This window comes from Streptomyces sp. NPDC005805 (assembly GCF_040630445.1).
Classification (GTDB): Bacteria; Actinomycetota; Actinomycetes; order Streptomycetales; family Streptomycetaceae; genus Streptomyces.
Map to the genome: position 1 here is coordinate 77,402 of NZ_JBEXXN010000014.1, position 20,337 is coordinate 97,738.

A 20,337-nucleotide genomic window follows, 5' to 3' on the forward strand; every position below is an offset into this window, starting at 1 on the left:
GTCCTGGTGTCTCTCCCCACATCCCAGGTCATGAGAACGCGCCTCGCCAGCCACACCGAGGGCAAACAGTGCGGCGCCGACCCACGATCGTGAGTCGGCGCCGAGCCTGGTCTCAGACGTCGATGCGGGCGACCTTGCGGCCCACCTTGAGGTACAGCTCGGCACCTTCGAGCGCGCCGATCTCGCCGACGACTTCGCCGAGCGTCTGCTGAACAGAAGCCTCCGTGAGCGGCGTCGGCTGCTGGTCTCCGTTCGACTCGCGGATCAGGCGGAGGCCCTTCTGCTGAGCCACGCGGCGCACCGCGGAGATGCTGGGAGCGAAGTCCAGCGTGCGGCTGATCAGCGCCCCGAGCGTGTCCTCGGCGTGGTCCTTCAGGGAAATAACGGGGAGGTTCTGGGTGTCCGCGAAAGAGCGCTTGGAGAAGCGTGCCGTGAACTCCGCGCGGGCGGCGGCAGCAGCGTCCAAGCCGTGGAGGGCGGCCACCACCTCGCCGGCGAGGATGCGCTTGATCGCCATCGGGTGCGCGGTCCCCTCCTCCAGGCGCTTGGTGACCACGCGGATCTCGTCGTCCGTCCATTCGGTGAGCAGCTGGAGGTACGGCTCGGTCAGGTGGTCGGGGATGGACATCAGTCGGCCGTAGACGTCATCAGGCGACGCCGTCAGGCCCACGTAGTTGCCCTTGCTCTTGCTCATCTTGGTGCCCGTGCCGTCGGTGCCTTCGATGAGCGGGGTAGTGATGACGACCTCGGGTGACTGATCCGAGATCTCCATGACCTTGCGGCACATCTGGAGGTTCAGCAGCTGGTCCACACCGCCGAGTTCGACGTCGGCGTCGATGGCCACGGAGTCCCAGGCCATGACGACGGAGTAGACGAACTCGGCGACGGACAGTCCATGGCCATCGGCCAGCCGGGTGCGGAAGTCCTCACGCTGGAGCGACATGGAGACCGGCACCCGGGCGAGGACTCCGACGAGCTCCGGCAGGGTGACCTTGTTCAGCCACTCGCCGTTGAAGCGCAGGTCGGCACGCTCGAAGTCGATGAACGGCGTGACCTGCTGCTGGTAGCCGCTCAGATTGCGGGCGATGTCCTCGTCGGTGAGGGGCGGTCGGTCCGAGGACCGTCCCGAAGGGTCACCGATCTTGGCCGTCACGTCGCCGATGATAAAGACGACGTGGTGGCCCATCCGCTGGAATCGGCTGGCGATGATGATCGGTACTGCGTGGCCCAGGTGGACGTCGGGCGAGGTCGGGTCGATGCCGTACTTGACGACGAACGGACGTCCGGCGGCCTGCGCGGCTTCGATCTTCTCGGCGAGTACCGCGGCCGAGGGGATCAGGTGGTTCGCACGCCCCTCGACCAGTGCGGCCTGCTCCTCGGGGGAGAGGTCGGAGAGGTCCAGGGAGCGCCGTGCCGTTGTCTCGCTGAGCAGCTGCGCGGCCGTATAGTCCGCGCCCAGGTCCGCTCCATCGAGGATGTGCATGACACGGGTGACAGACTCGCTCAAACGGCTCATGGCGCTTATACGCTCCTGGGTCGGACAACTGGCCTGACCAGTAGGGATTGGAAGCGGCGATTTTATCATCGCCACCCCCGTCGCATCACCGAAATGATCACTTTTCAGCCCGCTCGCCCTGGGGCGTCGAGAGCTGTACCAGCGGCTGGCCTGCGATCGCAGCGGAGAGGGAGCGGAGCCACGGGGCTATTGGGTCTCGGGCTCGAAGCGTGGCGATGAGCATCCCCGGAAGGAAGATCATGGCGGGGACGTGCTTCTTTCTCTGCAGGGCGGATTCCACTCTGTGCCCGGAAGCGAGTACGCGGAAATGCTGGGAGATCCTCTTGAGCTGGCGATAGGTCGCCCAGGTGGGAGGGTTCCCGTACATCATGCGGAGCCGATCCGAGAGTTCCAGGCACACCTCGGCTCGATAATCCTGCGAAAGGCCGGGCGTACTTCGGTCGGTCATGCTGTGGGAGTGGATCCGGTAGAAGGTCAACGGGTCCTTGAGGACGGCACCGCGGTTGGCCTCGCGCAGCGTGTGGAAGAAGATCTCGTTGGTCACCGGTAGGAGGCTGAGGGCGGCCTCTCGATGGACCACCAGCGTGCTTGTGTTTCCGCCCGGGTGTGGGTCTTGCAGCTTGGGGTTTCCGTTGGAGTCGACGACGTTTTCCCAGTGCTCGATGAACAGCGTTTCACCCGTCATCGCCTCGGCGCATGTACGTAGCTTCGATGGGTGGAACCAGTCATCGGCGTCGAGCGGAGCGACCCAGTCGCCTGTGCTGAGGAGAAAGGCATCGGTCAAGGTTCGGCCGAAACCTTGCTGGCTCCTCCGGATGACCTTGATGTTCATTTCGTGGCGACGGCATACCTCCTCAGTTTCGTCGTTGGATCCGTCGTCGATGACGATGATTTCGTGAAGGACGAAGTTTCCAGGCTCCTGTTCCAGACAGCTTGTTATGGCCTGGTCGAGATATCGGCCGTAGTTGTGGCACAGGATCACGCACGAAATACGCGGAGTGGCGCTCACCGGTCACCCCCGTACACGCGGGCGTAGTCGTCCAGGATCGTCCTGTGTTCCTGGGTCCTGTAGTCGAGGAACTTGCGGTCGAGGCGGCGGGGCCTGGAGCCGAGCCGTTCTGCCGCTTTCTCCAGCGCGGTCAGGAACTTCTCTCCGAAGAGGTTGGGATGCCCCTGCGACCAATCGAACCATTCGGGTTCCTCGACGAATCCCTTGTGCCGCTCGTACTGCTCGGGCAAGTGCCCTGTGAGGGAGCAGACCGGAAGCAGGTTCAGGTCGAAGGCCAGTTCCAGCTGCCCGGAGTGACTCCCCCAGAGGTACGGCAGCAGCAGGGAGTCCGAAGCCAGCCCGGCTCTGACCACCTCGTCGTCCGTGGGATACGGGCGCATGGTCAGGCGGATACGGGGATCGTGGCGGGCCGTCTCAAGGAGCAGCGGGGCGCGGCCAACGTCAGCGAAGTCCGCAGGGCTGAACGCGCGCAGGAGGACGTGGAGCGTGCTGTGGGGATCCGTGATCCCCAGGCTCCAGTTGGCCGTGGTGGACAACTGGTCCCGGCTGGCCCGGGAGGCACCGAACATGAGGTACCTGGCCCCCGGGCCCCTCGCCTCGCGCTCCAGGTCAGCCAGCGACTCCGGGGCAGCGACGTATCCGTGGGGGATGACCGTTGCAGTGACCCGCTCGCCGAGGACATCCGTCAGCTTCGTGACGGATCCCTCAGTGAGACAGACCCAGCTGACCTCGGCAGATCGGAGCAGCCGCAGCCGCGCCACGAAGCCTTCGGCGTTGCCGACCACGGGCCGGGTGTCATGGGCGGTGAAGACCACGTTGACCCCGTAACCCAGGCACGCGTCGAGCAGGCGCTCCAGGGTGGCGATGTCCTCGAAGTCGATGTGGTGCAGGTGCAGGACGTCGAGCCACGTGAGAGGGCCGTGTTCGAGGAGCCATGCGGCGCTGACCGCCTCTGGCACAGTCTCGCCCGTGGGAATCTCTGTCCCGTTCAGGATGTGGAAGTCAGGGCTCTGGAGCTTCCACGCGTACGGGGTACGAGCCGGCAGGTGAACGACACGCAGGCCCCTGGACCGGGGAACCGCCGTCACTGTTCTCCCACCTCCGTCCCTCCCACGCCGACGAGGAGCAGCTGGGTGGACAGACCGTTGGAGGCGTCGTCACTTCGGGTGAGGCCCGCGTAGTGGATCTCGAATCCGGACGCCCGCAGCAGCGCCTGGAACTCGTCGCTTGCCCACTCCCGCACATGGCTGGGGTTGCGCGGCGGTCCAGGGGTGTCGTAGCCGCTGCGGCACTCACGGGCGGGTGTGGACAGGACCGCAGCAGCGCTGCCTTCCCGCAGTAGGCCCAGGATGAGGGACAGGGCCGGGGCCGGGTCCACCAGGTGCTCGATCACGTCGGAGCAGATCACCACGGACCGGCGAACGAGGTCCGGGTCGAGCGGCAGCCGCTCTGCCGATTCGAGGTCCGCCTCCACCCACTGTCCGAAGGGGTGGTTGTCGTGGCACCAGCGCAGGTTGTCCCCGAAGTCCACGCCGACGAAGGTCCAGTCGGGGTGCTCGGCGGCGAGCGAGGCCAGCTTGCCCGCCTGCCCGCAGCCGATGTCGATCACGACGTCACGGCCGAGCTCCTTGGCCCGTTCGGCGGCGTAGGGGTACACGTCGGGCTGCCAGGTGACGGTGTCGTCCGTCTCGTCAAGGAAGTACTCGACCTCGCTCCGGCTGCGATAGCCGCAGCGAATGAAGAAGGTGTCGGGGCCGCCTAGCGGCTGCGAGGACTCGGAGACGGTCGGCGGCTGCGGGGCATCGGGGCCGGTCAGGGGCTGTGATGTGGTCGTGGTGTCCGCGTGCACAGTCAGACTCCTTGCTTGCTCGGGTGTGTGGTGCAGCAGAGGGCGCGCGGCCTGCTTTGGCCGCGGGTTCGGCGCTCCCTCGGAGGGGGCCTGCTACTTCGGCCAGCAGGAGAACAGCGTGATCAGCCGCTCGACGAGCTCCTCGCGGATCACACGCCACTCCCGGCCTCCGGCGCGTCGCGCGGCGCAGGCGCGGTCGTACTCCGCCTGGCCGACCTCGGGCAGACACGCGTACATCTGGAGCAGGGCCGCCCCGTCGTCGGAGGGCGCCGAGTCGGTGTCCGCCGCCAACAGGGCCCTGATGTCCTCGGCGGGCATGGAGCCGTCGATTCCGGAGCCGGGGATGCTCTTACTCATCTTCGGTAGGCCCCCGAGGCCCGGGATCATCTTGGTGTAGATGCCGGCCAGCCGGTCTGCGGGCAGACCCCAGCGTTCCGCCCCGCGCCGGGCGAGGGCGACGTACTTGTGCTCGTCGACGCCCAGTGACACCAGCACGTGCCGTCCTTCGCGCAGCAAGTGCACGAAGTCAGCGGCCATCAGCAACGTGGCCTGCTTCATCCCGTAGTTGAGGTGGTCGAAGACGCCGTGGTTGCGGTAGAGCCCGGCGAGGTCCTCCTCGGCCCACTGGAAGTCGTCGTCGTCCAGGTGGCGCGAGAGCAGGAACGCGGTGGCCATGACATCGGTCTCGCCCTCCTGCCGACGCAGTACACCGCGCCCAGGGTCGAAGCCGAGCCCAAGCGCGAACTCCTCGTACTGGTCGGCCAGGCGGCGCACCGCGTCCAGCGGCGTGCGACGCGCGTTGTAGGAGTCGAGGTCGCCGAGCACGATCTGCACGTCGAGTCCGCACTGCTGGAGCTTGACCGCGCGCAGCAGCTGGAAGAGGGTGCCGGCGTGCGGCGGGCCGCCGAGCCCGACGCCCGTGGTGACGATCGCCGGCCGACCCCCAGAGGCGGCGTCCGCGAACTCTCGCGCACCGGTGTGGCACACCCACTTCGTGTGCAGGTCGCCAGGGCTCATCCCCGCGAGGGCGAAGTCGATGGTGCCGAGGCCAAGGTGCTCGTACTGGTGCTGGTCGATGACGCTCTCGTAGTACGCGGTGTCGAACTTCATGCGATCCCCTCCAACTGAGGCTGCTCTCGTAGGGCGAAGGCTCGGCGGACCAGCGGCTCGAAGCCGTCGGCCAGCAGGTCCCCGATCACGGCGTTGCGAGGTGCGGCGACGCTGCCGAGGTCCGCGGTGACCGTTCCGTCGGCGAGGACCCAGACGCGGAACGGGTACGGGTCCTCGGGCGCCCGTGTGGGCTGGGCGAAGATCTCCACCGGGGCGACGGCGTCGCGCACCCCGTCCACGGCCCGGGCGAAGCCATCACGCTCGAAGCCGTAGAGCTCCGCCTTGCCCGCGCTGGCACGGCCGATGGGCCTGTACTGGGAGATCAGCCAGTACTCGACCTCCGTGCGGTCAGCGATGCCGGTGACGAACTCCGCGAGCCGCGGCAGGTCCCGCACGGACGCGGCCGTGGTGAACGTGTTGAAGGCGAGTCGGCGCCGGTCGGCGACGAGGAAGTCGACGTTGGACCGGAACCGTTCGAAGTAGCCCTGCCCGCGGAACCAGTCGGCCGAGTCCGCCTCCGGACCGTCGATGGCCAGGGAGTAGAGGGTCACGTGGTCACGCACCCCCGCGTAACGGTCGCTCAGGAGCAGCCCGTTGGTGTGCAGATTGGTTTCGAAGCCGGCTTCCTGTGCGTGCCGGAGGGCGACCTCCAGGTGGTTGTCGTAGGGCATCACAGGGTCGCCGCCGGTGAACACGACACGGTGGGCTTCGGACTCAGTACGGACCTGGTCGATGACCCTCCGGACGGTGTCCGGGTCCGTCTTGACCCGGTTGCGCTCCCGGTAGCAGAACCGGCACACACCCGGTGAGGCACTGGTCGGGGCCAGGTCCCAGGCGTTGCAGTCGGTGTTGAGAACCAGGTGAACGATCGCGAGTTCGTCGTGCGTCAGCATGGGGTCTTCTCCTTGTTGCCAGGGCTGACCAGGAGGGCTGTCGGGGTGACGTGCCGAAGGAGCGAGCGGAGCATGTCCGGGGCACCGCCGGTGAGGCGTACGAACTGCTGCAGCGTGTCCATACCTGCGCCGGCGTCGATGATCGTGAGTGCCGTGTCGATGCCGGATTGGACGGTGGGCACCGCCTCGGACATCACCATGAGCAAAGCCGCGTTGAGGGCGACCGCGTTCCGCGCCTGACTGGTGTCATGGCCTGCCACTACGCGTATCGCGGCGGCGACGTTCTCCCGAGGGTCCTCGTGCTGGGTGACGGACATCAAGTCCTGCGGCATCGAGGACGCGCCCTTGCGTACCTCGTCGTTGAAGGTCAGGTCCTCGTCGTCGGCGTTGATGCGGCAGGCTCGCACGGTGCTTCCGGGGATCAGTTCGTCTACCTGGACCGCCTTGCCGAGGCTGGAGTTGATGACGGTCACGTCGGGCAGGCCGAGTCTGGAGAGCAGCCGGGCGGAAGCGCCGACCGCAGGGTGTGAAAGGCCGTACACGTAGGCGGAACAGGTGACCGGGCTGAGGAGAGCAGGGAACGCCAGGCTGAGGGCGTGCACGGCCTGGAACCTGCCGCCGTAGCGGCGGTCGAACTCGGGCACGCGGTTCTCGATGGAGAAGAACCCGAAGCCGGTCTCCGCCGTGATGTCGACCATCTCCTGGTGCGGCACCGTGTCGCTCGTCGCCCCCACGAGGTCGATGAAGTCGCGGGACCCGGTTTTCGACGACGCACTGCGCGATCCCAGCTTGGCGACGTGTGCTCCCCCGGTGGCCGCCACCAGCGCGGCCGCGGTACTGAGGTTGATCGTCTTGAAAGTCTTCTTCCCGCTGCCCGTGTAGCCGACGAACCGCATGCCCTCCGGCGGCTGGTGGAAGTCCCAGCTGCTTCGGTCCAGGGAGGTCGCGGCCTGGACAGCGGCCTCGATCTCCTCCAACCGTGGCCCCCGCAGGAGCAGTCCCGTCAGGACGCTTCCCAGCATCACGTCGCGCGTGTGGCCCTCCGGTAAGGCGAGGATGCGCGTGATCCCGGCGTGGACGTCCTGGGGTGGAATGTCGGCAGGCGAGTTGATTTTGTGGGCCAGCAATGGCTTTGTGACCGCCATGGCGTGGGCTCCTTCCGTCACGTGTCGGATGTGAGCAGGACCTTGAAGGGGCGAGGGCGGGTTTCGTTGTTCAGGGCCGCCAGTCCCTGCGGCAGTTCGCCGAGGGGGAATCGGTCTCGGGTCATGAGGGCGGCCCAGTCGCCGCCCTTGGCGATCACGTCGATGGCGTCTCGGAAGTCGTTCTGGCCGTCCGCGCGGCAGTACGAGAAGGAGCCGCGCAGGGTGATCGAGCGACGGAAGACATCCCGCAGGGGGACCGAGAGAACGACGCGGGGCGCGTAGGCGTTCTGGACGAGAACCGTTCCCCCGCCACGAACAGCCCTCAGCGCCTGGCGTATGGGGGCATCGCTCTGACCAGACGCCGCGTCCACCACGGCGTCGCACGCCGGCAGCTCGGCAGAGTGGAGAGTGATGTGCCGGTCGAGGACGTAGCGCAGTTGATGCGATCGCGAGGGTTCCCTGACCAGCATGTGCACGTCCCACCCAGCCTCTGCCGCACAGATGGCCGTACACACCGCAAGGACGCCGCCCCCGATGATGCCGAGCCGCCCCATGGGCACACGTAGCCCGCAGCGGACTCCGTGCAGGGCCACCGCCATCGGATCGGCGAGGACTCCGTGCGCGGGATCGTGCAGGTGGCGAAGCGGGACGATGCTGTCGCGGGGCGCCCGTACGCAGTCGGTGAGACCTCCGGGAAGATCCCACCCGATGCGCTGGAGTCGTGGGCAGAGGTGGACATGGCCTCGGTCGCAGTAGTGGCACGACCGGCAGGAGACCAGCGGGTCGATTGCGACCCAGCCACCTGTCTCCGTGTCGACACCGACGATCTCGTGCCCGGGGTACCACGGTTCCGGCAACTGTCCTTGCCAAGGGTGATTGAGCTTCGCGACGTCGCTTCCGCACAACCCTGAGAAGCGTGTCTCGACGAGCGTCGTGTCGGGTGCCGAGGACATGGCGACCGGAGCGGGAAGTCGGCAGAGGACTCCGTTCGCAACCGCCCACGCGTACGGGCCGGTCATCGCTGCCCCCATCTGTCCAACAAGGTGGGGAGAGCTTCCACATTGGGTATCGCCCTGCCGGACCAGGCGGTCTCGCCGAACGCGAGGCCACTCGGCCCGCCCCGACGCTCCACGCGCACGGCACGCATGTCGGCCCGCTCTGCGCCGCCAAGCTCGTCACCGCCGCCGTCGCCGCAGTAGAGGGCCTGCTGCGGGGCGACAGCCAGGTCTCGGAGGACCGCGCGGAAGAGCAGACGGTCGGGCTTCACCGCCCCCGCCCGGCAGCTGAACACGACAGCGTCGAAGTGTGGCGCGAGGTCGCTTGCGTTCCACGCTTCGGCGATGTCCGGGGACGCGTCGCTGAGGACGGCCAGCCTGATGCCACCGCGCCGAAGCTGCTCCAGTGCCCGCAGGAGGGAGGCATCGGCCTGGAGACGGACATGGGCGAGTCGGGCCAGGAGCACTTCCAGCTCATCCACACAGGCAGCGGAGGCGTCGCATCGGGTGACGAGGTGAACCGCCACCTCGGTGGTGGACGCCATCTGCCCGTCGTGCCTCGCCTGCCAACTGTCGGACAGCACCGACTCGGCGATCGCCGGGGATACGCGCAGGATCGCAGCGAACTGGGCAGCGGCTGCCCTCCGCTCGACCACACTCGGGGCTGCGACGAGCGTGCCGAATAGATCGAGTATCACTGCGGTCGGGCGTGGAGCCGGAGCAGTAGAACTCCGCTGCGGTGAAGGGCCAAGCAGTACGTCGCCCATTGGATGTGTGGCGGGCGCGGACAGGCTCGTCGACATGGAGGTGCCCGTCGGCTGATAGCGCATGGTGAGGCCCATCGGTAGATCGGTGATCTCGTGCAGAACCGAACTCTCCGGCTGGCTGGGCTGCGGCCAGATGACGCTTTCTCGGATGTCCGACAGACGAGGAAGGAGGACTTGACTGCCACCAGGTCGAGGCCGCGCTGGGTCGCCAGGGCCCGGCGATGCCGTCGGCGCGCTCACAGCCGTAGCCCTGACAGCAAGCTGGCGATCGACGCCGTGACGTCCTTCGCGAACGGGCCGACGTTGTGGGTCTCGGCGAGATACAGACCGAAAACAGCGCACACAACGGCGTGACCCGCCTTGAGCCCACCTCCGCGGCACAAGAAGACGATCACGATGCCGAGGAGCAGCAGGACAGCAACATCGACAGCCACTGCGGAGCCCCCTTCGATCTCGGACGAATAGTGGAGACCGAGGCGGCTACTGGGACGACCCGCGTCGGTGTGACCATGACAGCGGCTCGGAGCTGTGCGGAGTATCACAAGCCGTTCCTGAAGCTGCTCATCAGCAGCTCATGGCTGGCCGACCTGACTTTTCAACATCCGCTTACACACGGGTTCATGACAGGCAGACTTAGGCTCCGGATCATGACCAGGGATGGGCAGGCGGTAGGCGCGGTGGGTAAGAGTCGCCCGGGGTGGCGCCCGGACAAGTTGAGACAACAACGCGAAGCTCACGGCCTGACGCTCGAAGGCGCGGGCGAGCAGTTGCGCGAGGTGGCCCGGGCTGCGGGGCTCACGGTGCCGGCGGCCAACTTTCAGACGCTGTGGCAGCACGAGCAGGGAGAGGTCTATCCCGGACCGCACTACCGTCGCGCGTACTGCCTTCTGTACCGTGCGACCGAGCCCGAACTCGGCTTCCGTAGCGCACTGCCCGACGAGGCCACGAAGCTCAAGTTCACCGCGTCGAGCGAACCGCAGAACGGCGCCCACGTCCTGGCCGTGGAACGGGCGTTGCACCAGCTGGCGCCGAGCGCGGAGGACGCCGACGGCGTGGGCGTCCAGCAGCGAATCCTCGACGCTTGGAAGCGGCGTCACACCGGCGGTGATCCGAACCGGCCGACGCTGATGATGGTCGGAGGCTACGCGGGCAGCGGGAAGTCGGAGTTCGCCCGCTTCGTATCGCAACTCACTGGATGGCCCGTCCTCGACAAGGACCCGATCACGCGCCCGCTCGTCGAGCGCCTCCTTGTGGAAATGGGCAGCGAGCCCAACGACCGGCACACCGACCTCTACCGGGAGAAGGTCCGCCCGCTGGAGTACCAGTGCCTGCTGGAGACCGCGTACGCGAACGTCGACTGCGCGATCAGCACCGTCCTCTCCGCGCCCTTCATCGCCGAGACCACCGACCCTCGGTGGATGCGACGCTTGATCAACCGCTGCGAAGCCCGCGGCGTCTCCGTGGCCGTCGTCTGGATTCAGTGCGACCTCGACACGATGCACGAGTACATCAGCTTCCGGTCCGCAGCCCGGGACAGCTGGAAACTCCAGAACTGGGACACCTACGCTGCCGGGATCAACCTTGAGCTTCGGCCCGTCGTACCGCACTTGGTTGTCGACAACCGGCTCGGCTCCGCGATATCGCTCACGGACCAGGTGCGCCAGGTCTTCGGGACGGTGTTCCAGTGAGGCAGGGCGTCCTGCTGTACGGGCCGCCGGCGGCGGGCAAGGACACGATCACGGCGGCGCTCGCCGAACTCGACGAGCGATATGTGCTGTTCACCCGGCTGAAGATCGGGACCGGGAAGACTCAGGGCTACCGGATGGGTACGCCAGAGCAGCTGACCGCCCTAGAGGCACGCGGCGACGTCATCTACCGCAACGACCGGTACGGCAACATCTACGTCGTCGACCGCCCCGGCCTCGACCAGGCCATGGAGGGCGGCAAGACCCCCGTCGTCCACCTCGGCCAGATGGCGGGGATGGAGCAGGTGACCGCCCTCTACCCGGCGCGCTGGGTGCGCGTTCTTCTGTGGTGCTCCAAGGAGACCACCGCTCGCCGCTCACCACAGCGCGGTGACACCGACACGGCGGCCCGGCTGGCCGCCTGGGACGCCACTCAGGCCGACCTTGCGGCTCACCCGCGAGCCCAATGGGAACTGCGCGTGGAGACGGACGCGACGGCACCCCATGAAACCGCACAGAGGATCGACGACATCGTCCGCACCACGCCCCCTCGCTCCTGACAGCCAGGACGTCAGCGCCCGCGCGGATGCGACCTGCTCAACTCGGGTTGTCCGGGTCCCGCTCAAGGCGCAGAGCTTCCAGGGCCTCAGCGATCTCCAGCCGCTCGTCTCTGTTCCCGTCCCACCGGGCAAGCGTCGCGGCAGCCGCGTGCATAAGGGAGTCCGGCAACCCGGCGTCGGCGAGAAGGGCCGCCGCGTCCTCAAGCTCTGGGCCCCAACGCCAGGCACGAGAAGCGGTCTTGGGGATGTAGTCGGTCTCCACGAGGTAGCTGCGGGTGCGCTTGGCCGCGATCAGCAGCAGCTCGTCCGCGACCCCGTACGTGTCCGCCGCCCCGTAGGCCACGGCAGCCAGCACCCGGGAGACCTTCTGGTAGCTGGAGTACGCGAGCTTGAGTGCGGAGGCTTTGCCGATGCAGTCGCCCAGGACGTGGGTGTGCACGTCGGTGCCGGCGAAAAGCTCGCCGATCCGGTCGGTCTGTTCGACGGCGCCGGAAAGGTAGAGCGTCGGGGACTTGCCGCCCACCGGAGGCGATCCGACCACCGCTGCGTCGATGACCGGCATCGGGGCCAGGCGATCGGCGATATTCACCACGCGCGACGGCGAGACGGCGTTCGCGTCGACATAGATCGTGCCCGCTTCGGACATGCCGAGCTCGGCTACCTGGCCGGCGGTGTCCTCCGCTGCGGCGGGAGGGCACAGGGAGAGCAGCACATCGGACCGGGAGACAAGCTCGGGCAGCGCCGCGGCTTCGAGGCCCGCGTGCTCGGCCCGGCGGCGGGTTGTGTCGCTGCGTCCGTCGGGGCACCACAGCACGATGTTGCCTCTCGCGCGCAGCTGGGCGCCGAAGGCGGATCCCATACTGCCGGGGTGCAACAGCCCAACAGTGCTCGTCATGCTGCGGTCCTTGTGTGGTCGGCGGAGTGCAAAAGCAACAGGTCGATGGCGGCGCGTGCATGCGGCACTACGTGGTCCGGCTCGGGATCGTCCGGCGGCCAGGAGGGGCCGTCGCCGATCCAAATGGTGCGCAGCCCCGCGGATCGTCCGCCGCCGATGTCGTTGACCGGGTTGTCCCCGACCATCCAGCCACCGTCGCCCAGCACCGTGCCGCAGCGGGCCGCCGCCAGGGCGAAGTGCCGGGTCTGCGGTTTGCGCGCGTCGGCCTCCTCGGAGACGAAGACGCCGTCCACGCGCTCGGAGATACCGGTGGCCCGCAGCTTGGCGCGCTGGATATCCGCCGCACCGTTGGTCGCCACCCCGACCCGCCAGCCGGCCGCACGCAACTCCTCCAAGCCGTCGAGGACCCCCGCCTGGCACGACACCAAGGCCGCGATGTCGGTGCAGTACGTGTGCCACAGCTCTGCAGTCGACATGGCCAGCCGGTACCGGCTGCGGATTGCGTCGAAGGTGGACGGATACGCTTGCTTAGCCACGAGGCTCAGAACGTACCTCTGTTCCTCGGCCTCCAGGCCATGGCGGGTGGCGAAGCCGGTGACCCAGTCGACGAGTGCTCCCCGCCGGTCCACGAGTGTGTTGTCGAGGTCGAAGAGAACCAGGAGGCGCTGCACATCTCGCACCCTACGCGCGACGGTCAGCTCTGTGCTCGAGGCCACTGCCAGGCCCTACGGTCACAGGGGGAGACGGCGCTACATCCCCAAGACTGAACAGAGTTGTGGCTGGCACCGACCTGTCTCCCGGGAGAGGGGACCAACGTCGGTGCCAACATGGCGTATGGTTGGGGCACCGACGCGGGGTGGAGCAGCTCGGTAGCTCGCTGGGCTCATAACCCAGAGGTCGCAGGTTCAAATCCTGTCCCCGCTACGAGTGTGATGTCTGAAGGCATCCTGGACGGCCGAACTTGCTAGTTATGGGTTCGGCCGTCTGTTGTTTCATCGGATGGGCCGGGTGGTGTCTACCCAATGACAACATGCGCTCCGCATCGGCCACTCCCGAAGGTCTCCCCAACCCGTGACCCGATCTTGCCCGGGGCCTGCGCGCCCCGGGACGCCCGGGACGCACTCGCGGTTGGCGGCGGCGATTTGCGACGAGCGGCTAAGGTTGTGCCGTGACGGATGACTCTACGCGTACTCCCAGCGGCCCCGAGCACCAGCAGGTGCGGGTGCCGGTGCTCAAGAGCCTCATGGAGGCAGGTTGGGATTCGGGCCAGCTGCAGTGGAAGCCTGAATGGCGCGTACCGCAGTCACCCCACGACGCTGCGAAGCGGGAGGATGGAAAGTCCTTCGCTGGTTGGCCTGTCGATCTGGCCATTTTCGATGACGTGCGGAATGCAGGTGATTGGGAACACCTCCTGGTCATCTGTGAATTCAAGCAGCCTACGATCGATGCTGGCATTTCACAGCTCGAGATCTACCTCAGCCGTGAGCCACGTGCGCGTATGGGTTATTGGACCAATGGTTCCGATAACGTCAGGGTCTATAAGTTGGCCGACGGCAGGTTTCAGCATGTCCGAAACCGTGGCCTGCCACAGCCTGGAGAAGGGTTTACGCGCCCCTCCGAGAAGCCGTTGACATTCAGCGACTTGGTTACGCCAAAGAATGGTCAGCTGCGATCAATCTTTAGTCGACTATTGGACGTCGTAGTCGCGAGAGATAGTCGATCGACTCGTTCAGAAGCGCAACTTAACGAACTTTGCAACCTCCTGCTACTTAAGCTGGAGTCGGATTCAAACGCGTCGTATGACCCCAGCAAGCCGGTCGCTTTCCAGCTCTCTCAGGGTGGGGAAGCCGCGACAGGTAAGGCGATGAGGGCACAGTTCGATGCCCTTAAGAATTTTCGACCAGAAGTTTTTGCTGACCATCGGGAAGGTGCCCTCGAGCTAGACGATCACACCATTCAGGAAGCGGTGTATGAGCTTTCCAATTTGAACCTTAATGATGTGGGTCCTGAGGCGATTTCTTCCGCCTTTCAGGTGTTTCGCCGGGCGAACCTGAAGGCGGGGGAAGGGCAGTACTTCACCCCCCAACGCGTAATCGCTGCCGCCGTCAAAATGATGGATATTCGCCTGGAAGACAGGATTATCGACCCAGCATGTGGAACGGGCGGGTTTCTCACCGAAGCGTTCCTTTCGTTGGTCGATCGCATTCCTGCTGGTGACTCTGCCGCTGCAGCGAGAACTTGGGCGCACCGGAACGTCTATGGGGTGGACAAAGACTCCATTAACGTCAAGCTTACCCGGGCGATTATGGTGGGGCTTGGCGACGGATCTGTCAATGTGCACATTGGCGATTCGATAAGGGAGGACAGGTGGGCAAAGGACTACCCTCAGCTTGAGCGGCCTCTCAGCGACGGGTCGTTCACTGTGGTGATCACAAACCCGCCTTTCGGCAAGAATCTAAAGGTCAGCAAGATTGATGCGCGCCGTAACGGTTACAGTATCGCGGCCGCAGCACATCGGAAGCCGGGTGAGTATGCGGATCTCGAAATTGGCCTCGTCTTTCTTGAGCGCGCGCACAGACTCCTGATGAAGGGGGGTAGGCTCGGGATTATCTTGCCGGAAACGTACTTCTTTTCGCCCACATATAAATGGCTACCAGAATGGCTGAGTGACCGGTTCACCCTGCGGGGCGTCCTCAATATTCCCATGGAAGCGTTTCAAGGGTTCTGTCGAGCGAAGACCAACTTCTACGTCTTTGAGAAGAAGTGATTTCCATGGTGCATAGGCCCGCTTGGTTTCGTGAAGGTCAGGTATTCGTCTCTTACGCCCCGACCGTGGGTATCAACAAGGATGGCGAGGATCTATTCGTCGTTGCTGCTGATACTGGAACTCGAACAGACGTAATCGACGACCAGATCGCCGCAGACGTTACTGCCCTGGTGGACGAGTTCGGTACGACGGAAACGAGTCGTTGGGTAGATAAGAGTGAACTTACCGAGCAGCTGATTGCCGTTCCAAACTATTTCGATGAACGTTCAGTGCGTGACTTCTTCACGCTTATGGATGCGCCGGAGATGGGGGATTTCACGAGCGCTTCTATCGGAGAATTGGTTGACAATGGGCTGCTGGTCTCGATGCATGGACATGGAAGCCCGTCAGCAGATTTTCGAACTGGGCACGTCCCTTACATCAAAGTCTCCGATATTCGCGCCGGGCAGGTGAATATCAATCCGACGAATCGTGTGCCGGATGTGGTCGCCGAGCGTTTCTGGAAGGGGAGTGAATCCGGGCTTGAAGAGTATGACCTGATCACCCCGATCCGCACCAGCAAGAATATCGGCGATTTTGCGGTAATCATGCCGGGGCAAGAGAGGGTCGTGCTGACCAAGGAGGTGCTGGTGCTGCGGGCCTCGGAGTCCGCTTCCTTCGACAACTTCTATCTCTTGTGGGCAATGACGCTGAAGGCGGTGCGCCGGCAGTGGGATCGCGTCGTCTTCATGCAGACAAACCGTGAAGATGTGGGCCGACGGTATCGGGAAATTCGCATCCCTGTCCCTCCGAGTCGCGAAGCGGCAGACGAGGTCTCGAAGGCGTTTCGGGACTACTACCTGGGGACGCAGCGGCTGCGCGAGAACCTGGTGACCTATCTGGCGAACGACGACAAGCATCACATCTTCATGTCGAGCGTCGCTGCGGCGGTGGAAGATCTTGAAGATGAGGTTGACGACGTTGAGTGACTGTCGGGCAATCTCATTGCTGCTGCTGCGGTGGGCTGGGCACTGATGTGCGTGAGCGATGCGTGAGCGGACGGTCCAGCACTCGTTGGACCGGGCGTCACGTCGCCGAGCTCGGCAAGTCTCTGACCTGGCAAAACTGGATCAGACATGATCACGAATCACCGCCCGTCACGACCCCGCGAGCCCTCGTAATGCGTAGGTCTCGGGTTCGAATCCCGAAGGCGGCTCAAGAGAGAACCCCAGGTCACCTTGATTGTGATCTGGGGTTCTGTGGTGTCGGGGGGCAATTCCACCGGCGCCCGGCGGCGAGCGAGGCGGCGTAGTCCCTTACGCCGCGATCGCCCTTCCGACCCTCAACGGCAACCCCCTGGTGTGGCAGTGTCGTCCTAACGCCGGATCGCATCCACCACGCTGAGCCGTCGGGCCCGCAGAGCGGGCAGGAACCCGGCCAGTAGGCCCGAGAGGGCGCTGACCGCCAGGCCCACCGCGGCGGTGGACAGGGACATCGGTGTGATCGGGAAGCCTCCGAGCAACCTGCCGAGCGCCGCACCGGCGGCTCGGGAGAGGACGCCGGCCAGCAGCACACCGGCCGCTCCGCCGGCAAGGATCACCAGCGCGGTTTCCGTGAGGACCAGCCAGGCTATCACTGCTGGTGAGGCTCCCAGCGCGCTACGCAGACCGAATTCCTGAGTACGTTCGCGGACGCTCATCAAGCTGACGTTCGCCACACCGAGCACACCCACGGCGAGGGCGACCGCTCCGATGACGCCGAGCACGGTGGTCAACGAGCGGGTGGCTGCAGCGAAGTCGTCGGCGCGGTCCACGCGTTCTGCCGTCACCTGAGCCCCAGGGTGGCCGGCTGCCGCGATGATCCGTTTCTGCCCCGCGGCCGTCACCTCTTGGGCCGCGCCGGAATCCGCCCCGCGTGCAAGCAGATAGGTCTGTACGGTATCCGTCCGGCTCGCGACAGCAGCGAGCGCGGGATGCAGGCCACTGGGCTGAGAGGTGTGCAGCGGTACGAAGCCGATGTTTCCCTCCGACTGAAACCGCACGAGCGGTCCGTCCGATGCGATGCCCACGATCCGCAGCCGCAGCCCGGTCGGACGGGGGACTGCCAGCTCCCCTCCGACCAGCGCCTCGGGGTTCCGGCCACCACCATCCGACAGAAGGGCCTTCGCTGCGCCGGGCGCGAGCACCACGGGCACCGACCCATCACGTGTGTCGTGATCGTCGAGCCAGCGGCCTGCGTTCACCGGGGCCGGGGCCACCAGCGTGATCGACGGGTCCACGGCCAGCAAGGACAGGACGGTCTCCGGCCCCCCGACAGCCGCGTTCCTCGCGGTCGCGGTGGCCTTCACCTCGCCCACGCGCATGGCTCGTCCCCACGACTCGACCCGGCCGCCCGGCTCTTTCGCTGCCCGGGCACCGCTGCGGAGGAGCACCTCGGGCGGCGCGCCCGTGCCTGTGACCCGCCAGGTGCCCGAACGGCCCTGGGTCAGTTCGACCGTCTCGGTCACCTCCTGCTGCGCCCCCTGACCGAGTTGCATCACCAGAGAGAAGGCTGTGACGGCCACGCAGATGCACAGCCCTGTCACCACCGAGCGCAGCCGGTTGACCCGAATCTCCTGAAGGCTGACAGAGAGGATTCTCTTCCACATCGCCGTCACCTTCCTGTGACCTGCGCCCCGGCGGCGATCTCGCCCCGGACCAGGTGGATGCTCCGGCTGCACCGTCCTGCGATCTCCAGATCGTGGGTCACCAGGACCAGCGACTTCCCCAGTTCGTGCGCGAGCGACAGCAGCAGGCCGATGATTTCGTTGCCGGTGTCGGGATCAAGGGCGCCAGTAGGTTCGTCCGCCAGAACGATGCGTGGGGACCGCATCAGGGCGCGGGCGATCGCCACCCGCTGCTGCTGCCCACCGGAAAGTTCGGACGGCCGGGCCGAGGTCTTGTCTCCCAGACCCACGGATTCCAGCAGAGTGCGGGCCCGCCGGTGACGGCCGCGCCACTCCTTGACAGAGCCGTTCAGTTGGGGCAGGGCGACATTCTCGAGCGCGCTGTGCCGGGGCATCAGCAGATAGTCCTGAAAGACGAAGCCGAAGGAGGCACCCCGGAACCGTGCCACGTCTGCGGGCTTCTGCTGCCACACATCCACCCCGTCCATGCTCAGTCGGCCCCGCTGGGGCGGCGTCAGCGCGCCCAGGATGTTGAGCAAGGTCGACTTCCCGGAACCGGAACGGCCGAGGATCGCCACGGACTCCCCGGCGCGCACCTCCAGTGACACTCCGCGCAGCACGTTCAGCCGGGTGCCATCGGGTTGGGTGAACCCTGCGTGGCAGTCGGTCAGGCTCAGGGTCACCGTTGCTCCCCGGTTCGGGCGAGCGCGGTCTCGCCGGGGCGGAGGCCCTTGGCGACCACATAGACGAGGCCGTCGGTCGCCCCCAGGGAGACAGTCCGGTCTTCGATGCTGCCGTCCGGGGTGCGGACCGATACGAGACCCTTCTCGCCGGTGGTGAGCCGTATGGCCGAGGCGTCCAGCACGATCGCCTTGGGAAGGTCGACCACGGTGATGGCCAGGGTGCCGGTCAGTCCGGCGTAGACGCGTACGTTCCGCGGGATCGTGCAGGACGCGGAGATGCCCGGCCGATCATCTTCGCCCATGGATGTATCACGGGGAGCCGCATCGTCAGGGGCTGTCTTCTCTCGAGTTCCTGACGGGGAGCCGGTCTCGGCGGATGCGCGCGTTGCCGTGGCTTCGGTGAGCTCTCCTGGGCGCGCGCCACGGTAGGCGATCGCCCCGCAGTCGAATTCGGCGGGTCCGCCAGTGACTCTGACCACGGCCGAGGTCCTGGTGGCTTCAGGCGCGTCCAGCCGATACATCAGGACGGGCGGTACGGCTGCCGTCGCCTCGAAGCCGTCCGGCTGGATGTGGACTCCGCCCTCATCCCGGACCACCTTGCCGGCGACCGGTGCGGTCAGGGTGCGCATCTTGTTCCGGGCGGCCGATACCTTGGTGTTCAGCCGGGAGATCTGGAGGTCCAGCTTTTCCAACGCCTGCCGGGAGGTCAGCCGCACGCGGGCGAGTTCGCCCCGTGCACTGTCCTTGGCTTCGCCGGTGGCGCGCGCAAGGCTCTGCTCCGCCTGCCGCACATCGAGTTCGAGAAGCCGGGCCTGGTCGGCGCGCTCCTGCCGGGCATCGGCGAGGGAGATCCGGAGGTCCTCCAGGGTCAGTTCACCGGTGCTCGTTGTGAGTGTGCCGAGCAGCTGCCCCTTCGTCACTCGGTCCCCGTCATTGACGGACCATTCGGCCTTGTCCGTCGCGCCCTGGTGCACGAGGACCGGCTGCTGGGCCCGTATCTCGGCGTCCAGTGTCACCACGGATCGGAAAGGACGCTGCTGCACGGTGTGTTCCACCGGTGCGGACGGTCCCGTGGCATGGACGAGCGGATCCTCGTCGGCCGGCAGAAGAACCGCCGCGCAGGCGGCGGCCGTCAATACCGCCGCGGTCGATGCCACGGCCTTGCGGCGGCGCGTCCTGCCGTCTCCGCGGTGCTTGCGGGTTTCGCGGGCCCCTCGCGCCCGACCCGATGTGCGGCCCTCGTCCGGTATCCCGGCTCCGCCGGGCGTGCGGGACGCGGTGGATTCACTCGCTTTGCTGGAGCTGTCGCGTGGCCCCTGGGTGTCCCCGGGCCGCATCGCGCGACGCCTGCTCACTTCACGCCCGCGCAGTTGGCCGCGTGGTACTCCTGCGCCTCCTGGGCGTCCCCGAGCCGGACCTTGTCTGCCAACTGCTTGAAGTAGTCCGCCTGCTCGGGTTGCCCACGCTCCTTATTGAGCCGGCTCAGCTCGTCCAGTCCGTCGAAGGCCGGCCCGGACCGTGCGCCCTTGCCCACGGCATCCAGGGCGGTCTTGATGGTCCGGCAGTCGTCCCGGGCACGCAAGGTCTCCAACAGGATGTCGTCAGTGACCTCCAGGCCGCTCTCCCGGCCCTGCTCCCGGAGCATCTGCACCTCAGCCGGATCGTAGTGGTCGAGCTCGTCCGAGCCGGGGCCCCCACAGGCGAGGAGGACCAGGGCGAGGCCGAGTGCCCCCACACAGCGCCCGAGCAGTGGTCCGCGACGCATGGTTCGACTCTTCATCGTCTCTTCCCTTCTAGGCATGGTTCTCTGCTATACATA

General features: G+C 66.3%; 20 protein-coding genes and 1 tRNA gene. 5 read left to right on the forward strand and 16 right to left on the reverse strand.

Translation table 11 applies throughout. From position 1 onward, the window contains the following. Positions 1 to 112 precede the first annotated feature (112 nt). The 10 genes from tyrS to ABZ457_RS10925 all read right to left on the reverse strand — a co-directional run bounded on the left by tyrS (position 113) and on the right by ABZ457_RS10925 (position 9,718). The gene (tyrS, locus tag ABZ457_RS10880) at positions 113 to 1,516 is read right to left on the reverse strand and encodes a tyrosine--tRNA ligase (protein ID WP_145503458.1); all 1,404 of its coding nucleotides are present in this window, start codon (positions 1,514 to 1,516) and stop codon (positions 113 to 115) included. A 97-nt stretch (positions 1,517 to 1,613) separates the two neighbouring features. Further along, entirely contained in the window at positions 1,614 to 2,525 is a 912-nt protein-coding gene (locus ABZ457_RS10885; protein ID WP_359156236.1) for a glycosyltransferase family 2 protein, read from the reverse strand. Beyond that, positions 2,522 to 3,613 (reverse strand): hypothetical protein, encoded by a 1,092-nt coding sequence (locus ABZ457_RS10890; RefSeq protein ID WP_359156238.1) that lies wholly within the window; start codon positions 3,611 to 3,613, stop codon positions 2,522 to 2,524. Before ABZ457_RS10890 ends, ABZ457_RS10885 begins: the two co-directional genes overlap by 4 nt. Next, on the reverse strand, positions 3,610 to 4,374 hold the full coding sequence (locus ABZ457_RS10895) for a methyltransferase domain-containing protein (protein WP_359156240.1): 765 nt from the start codon (positions 4,372 to 4,374) through the stop codon (positions 3,610 to 3,612). The genes ABZ457_RS10890 and ABZ457_RS10895 overlap by 4 nt, the downstream gene beginning before the upstream one ends. A 93-nt stretch (positions 4,375 to 4,467) precedes the next feature. Further along, positions 4,468 to 5,484, reverse strand: a complete 1,017-nt coding sequence (locus ABZ457_RS10900; RefSeq protein WP_359156242.1) for a hypothetical protein — start codon at positions 5,482 to 5,484, stop codon at positions 4,468 to 4,470. Then, on the reverse strand, positions 5,481 to 6,377 hold the full coding sequence (locus tag ABZ457_RS10905; protein ID WP_359156244.1) for a radical SAM protein: 897 nt from the start codon (positions 6,375 to 6,377) through the stop codon (positions 5,481 to 5,483). Before ABZ457_RS10905 ends, ABZ457_RS10900 begins: the two co-directional genes overlap by 4 nt. Continuing rightward, the gene (locus ABZ457_RS10910; RefSeq protein ID WP_359156246.1) at positions 6,371 to 7,522 is read right to left on the reverse strand and encodes a hypothetical protein; all 1,152 of its coding nucleotides are present in this window, start codon (positions 7,520 to 7,522) and stop codon (positions 6,371 to 6,373) included. The genes ABZ457_RS10905 and ABZ457_RS10910 overlap by 7 nt, the downstream gene beginning before the upstream one ends. 17 nt (positions 7,523 to 7,539) lie before the next feature. Beyond that, a complete protein-coding gene (locus ABZ457_RS10915) occupies positions 7,540 to 8,541 on the reverse strand; it encodes an alcohol dehydrogenase catalytic domain-containing protein (RefSeq protein ID WP_359156248.1) in 1,002 nt (333 codons plus the stop codon). Then, a complete protein-coding gene (locus tag ABZ457_RS10920; protein ID WP_359156250.1) occupies positions 8,538 to 9,215 on the reverse strand; it encodes an HAD family hydrolase in 678 nt (225 codons plus the stop codon). The genes ABZ457_RS10915 and ABZ457_RS10920 overlap by 4 nt, the downstream gene beginning before the upstream one ends. A 305-nt stretch (positions 9,216 to 9,520) precedes the next feature. Then, on the reverse strand, positions 9,521 to 9,718 hold the full coding sequence (locus tag ABZ457_RS10925) for a hypothetical protein (RefSeq protein ID WP_186343726.1): 198 nt from the start codon (positions 9,716 to 9,718) through the stop codon (positions 9,521 to 9,523). Between the two features lie 213 nt (positions 9,719 to 9,931). Here ABZ457_RS10925 and ABZ457_RS10930 point away from each other — a divergent pair, with 213 nt between their 5' ends. Then, positions 9,932 to 10,972, forward strand: coding sequence for an AAA family ATPase (locus tag ABZ457_RS10930; RefSeq protein ID WP_359156253.1), 1,041 nt, complete (start codon positions 9,932 to 9,934; stop codon positions 10,970 to 10,972). Further along, entirely contained in the window at positions 10,969 to 11,529 is a 561-nt protein-coding gene (locus ABZ457_RS10935; RefSeq protein ID WP_359156255.1) for a guanylate kinase, read from the forward strand. The genes ABZ457_RS10930 and ABZ457_RS10935 overlap by 4 nt, the downstream gene beginning before the upstream one ends. 37 nt (positions 11,530 to 11,566) lie before the next feature. On the opposite strand, the gene ABZ457_RS10940 is transcribed toward ABZ457_RS10935, so the two are convergent. Together ABZ457_RS10940 and ABZ457_RS10945 are read right to left on the reverse strand one after the other, a co-directional pair. Then, the gene (locus ABZ457_RS10940; RefSeq protein WP_359156257.1) at positions 11,567 to 12,424 is read right to left on the reverse strand and encodes a DUF1932 domain-containing protein; all 858 of its coding nucleotides are present in this window, start codon (positions 12,422 to 12,424) and stop codon (positions 11,567 to 11,569) included. Further along, on the reverse strand, positions 12,421 to 13,095 hold the full coding sequence (locus tag ABZ457_RS10945) for an HAD family hydrolase (RefSeq protein ID WP_359156258.1): 675 nt from the start codon (positions 13,093 to 13,095) through the stop codon (positions 12,421 to 12,423). The genes ABZ457_RS10940 and ABZ457_RS10945 overlap by 4 nt, the downstream gene beginning before the upstream one ends. Before the next feature lie 179 nt (positions 13,096 to 13,274). On the opposite strand from ABZ457_RS10945, the gene ABZ457_RS10950 reads away from it, so the two are divergent. The 3 genes from ABZ457_RS10950 to ABZ457_RS10960 all read left to right on the forward strand — a co-directional run bounded on the left by ABZ457_RS10950 (position 13,275) and on the right by ABZ457_RS10960 (position 16,159). Further along, positions 13,275 to 13,348: transfer RNA gene (locus ABZ457_RS10950), tRNA-Met, on the forward strand. Between the two features lie 244 nt (positions 13,349 to 13,592). Next, on the forward strand, positions 13,593 to 15,191 hold the full coding sequence (locus tag ABZ457_RS10955; protein ID WP_359156260.1) for an N-6 DNA methylase: 1,599 nt from the start codon (positions 13,593 to 13,595) through the stop codon (positions 15,189 to 15,191). 65 nt (positions 15,192 to 15,256) lie between these two features. Continuing rightward, positions 15,257 to 16,159 carry a hypothetical protein gene (locus tag ABZ457_RS10960; RefSeq protein ID WP_359156262.1) on the forward strand — a complete coding sequence of 301 codons (903 nt, stop codon included), beginning with the start codon at positions 15,257 to 15,259 and terminating at the stop codon, positions 16,157 to 16,159. 386 nt (positions 16,160 to 16,545) lie between these two features. Here the strand turns inward: ABZ457_RS10960 and ABZ457_RS10965 are convergent, their stop codons facing one another. The 4 genes from ABZ457_RS10965 to ABZ457_RS10980 all read right to left on the reverse strand — a co-directional run bounded on the left by ABZ457_RS10965 (position 16,546) and on the right by ABZ457_RS10980 (position 20,283). Continuing rightward, the gene (locus tag ABZ457_RS10965) at positions 16,546 to 17,817 is read right to left on the reverse strand and encodes an ABC transporter permease (RefSeq protein WP_359156264.1); all 1,272 of its coding nucleotides are present in this window, start codon (positions 17,815 to 17,817) and stop codon (positions 16,546 to 16,548) included. A gap of 5 nt (positions 17,818 to 17,822) precedes the next feature. Continuing rightward, on the reverse strand, positions 17,823 to 18,518 hold the full coding sequence (locus ABZ457_RS10970; RefSeq protein ID WP_359156266.1) for an ABC transporter ATP-binding protein: 696 nt from the start codon (positions 18,516 to 18,518) through the stop codon (positions 17,823 to 17,825). Beyond that, positions 18,515 to 19,675 (reverse strand): hypothetical protein, encoded by a 1,161-nt coding sequence (locus tag ABZ457_RS10975; protein ID WP_359156268.1) that lies wholly within the window; start codon positions 19,673 to 19,675, stop codon positions 18,515 to 18,517. The genes ABZ457_RS10970 and ABZ457_RS10975 overlap by 4 nt, the downstream gene beginning before the upstream one ends. A gap of 194 nt (positions 19,676 to 19,869) precedes the next feature. After that, the gene (locus ABZ457_RS10980) at positions 19,870 to 20,283 is read right to left on the reverse strand and encodes a hypothetical protein (protein WP_359156270.1); all 414 of its coding nucleotides are present in this window, start codon (positions 20,281 to 20,283) and stop codon (positions 19,870 to 19,872) included. Between the last annotated feature and the right edge of the window lie 54 nt (positions 20,284 to 20,337).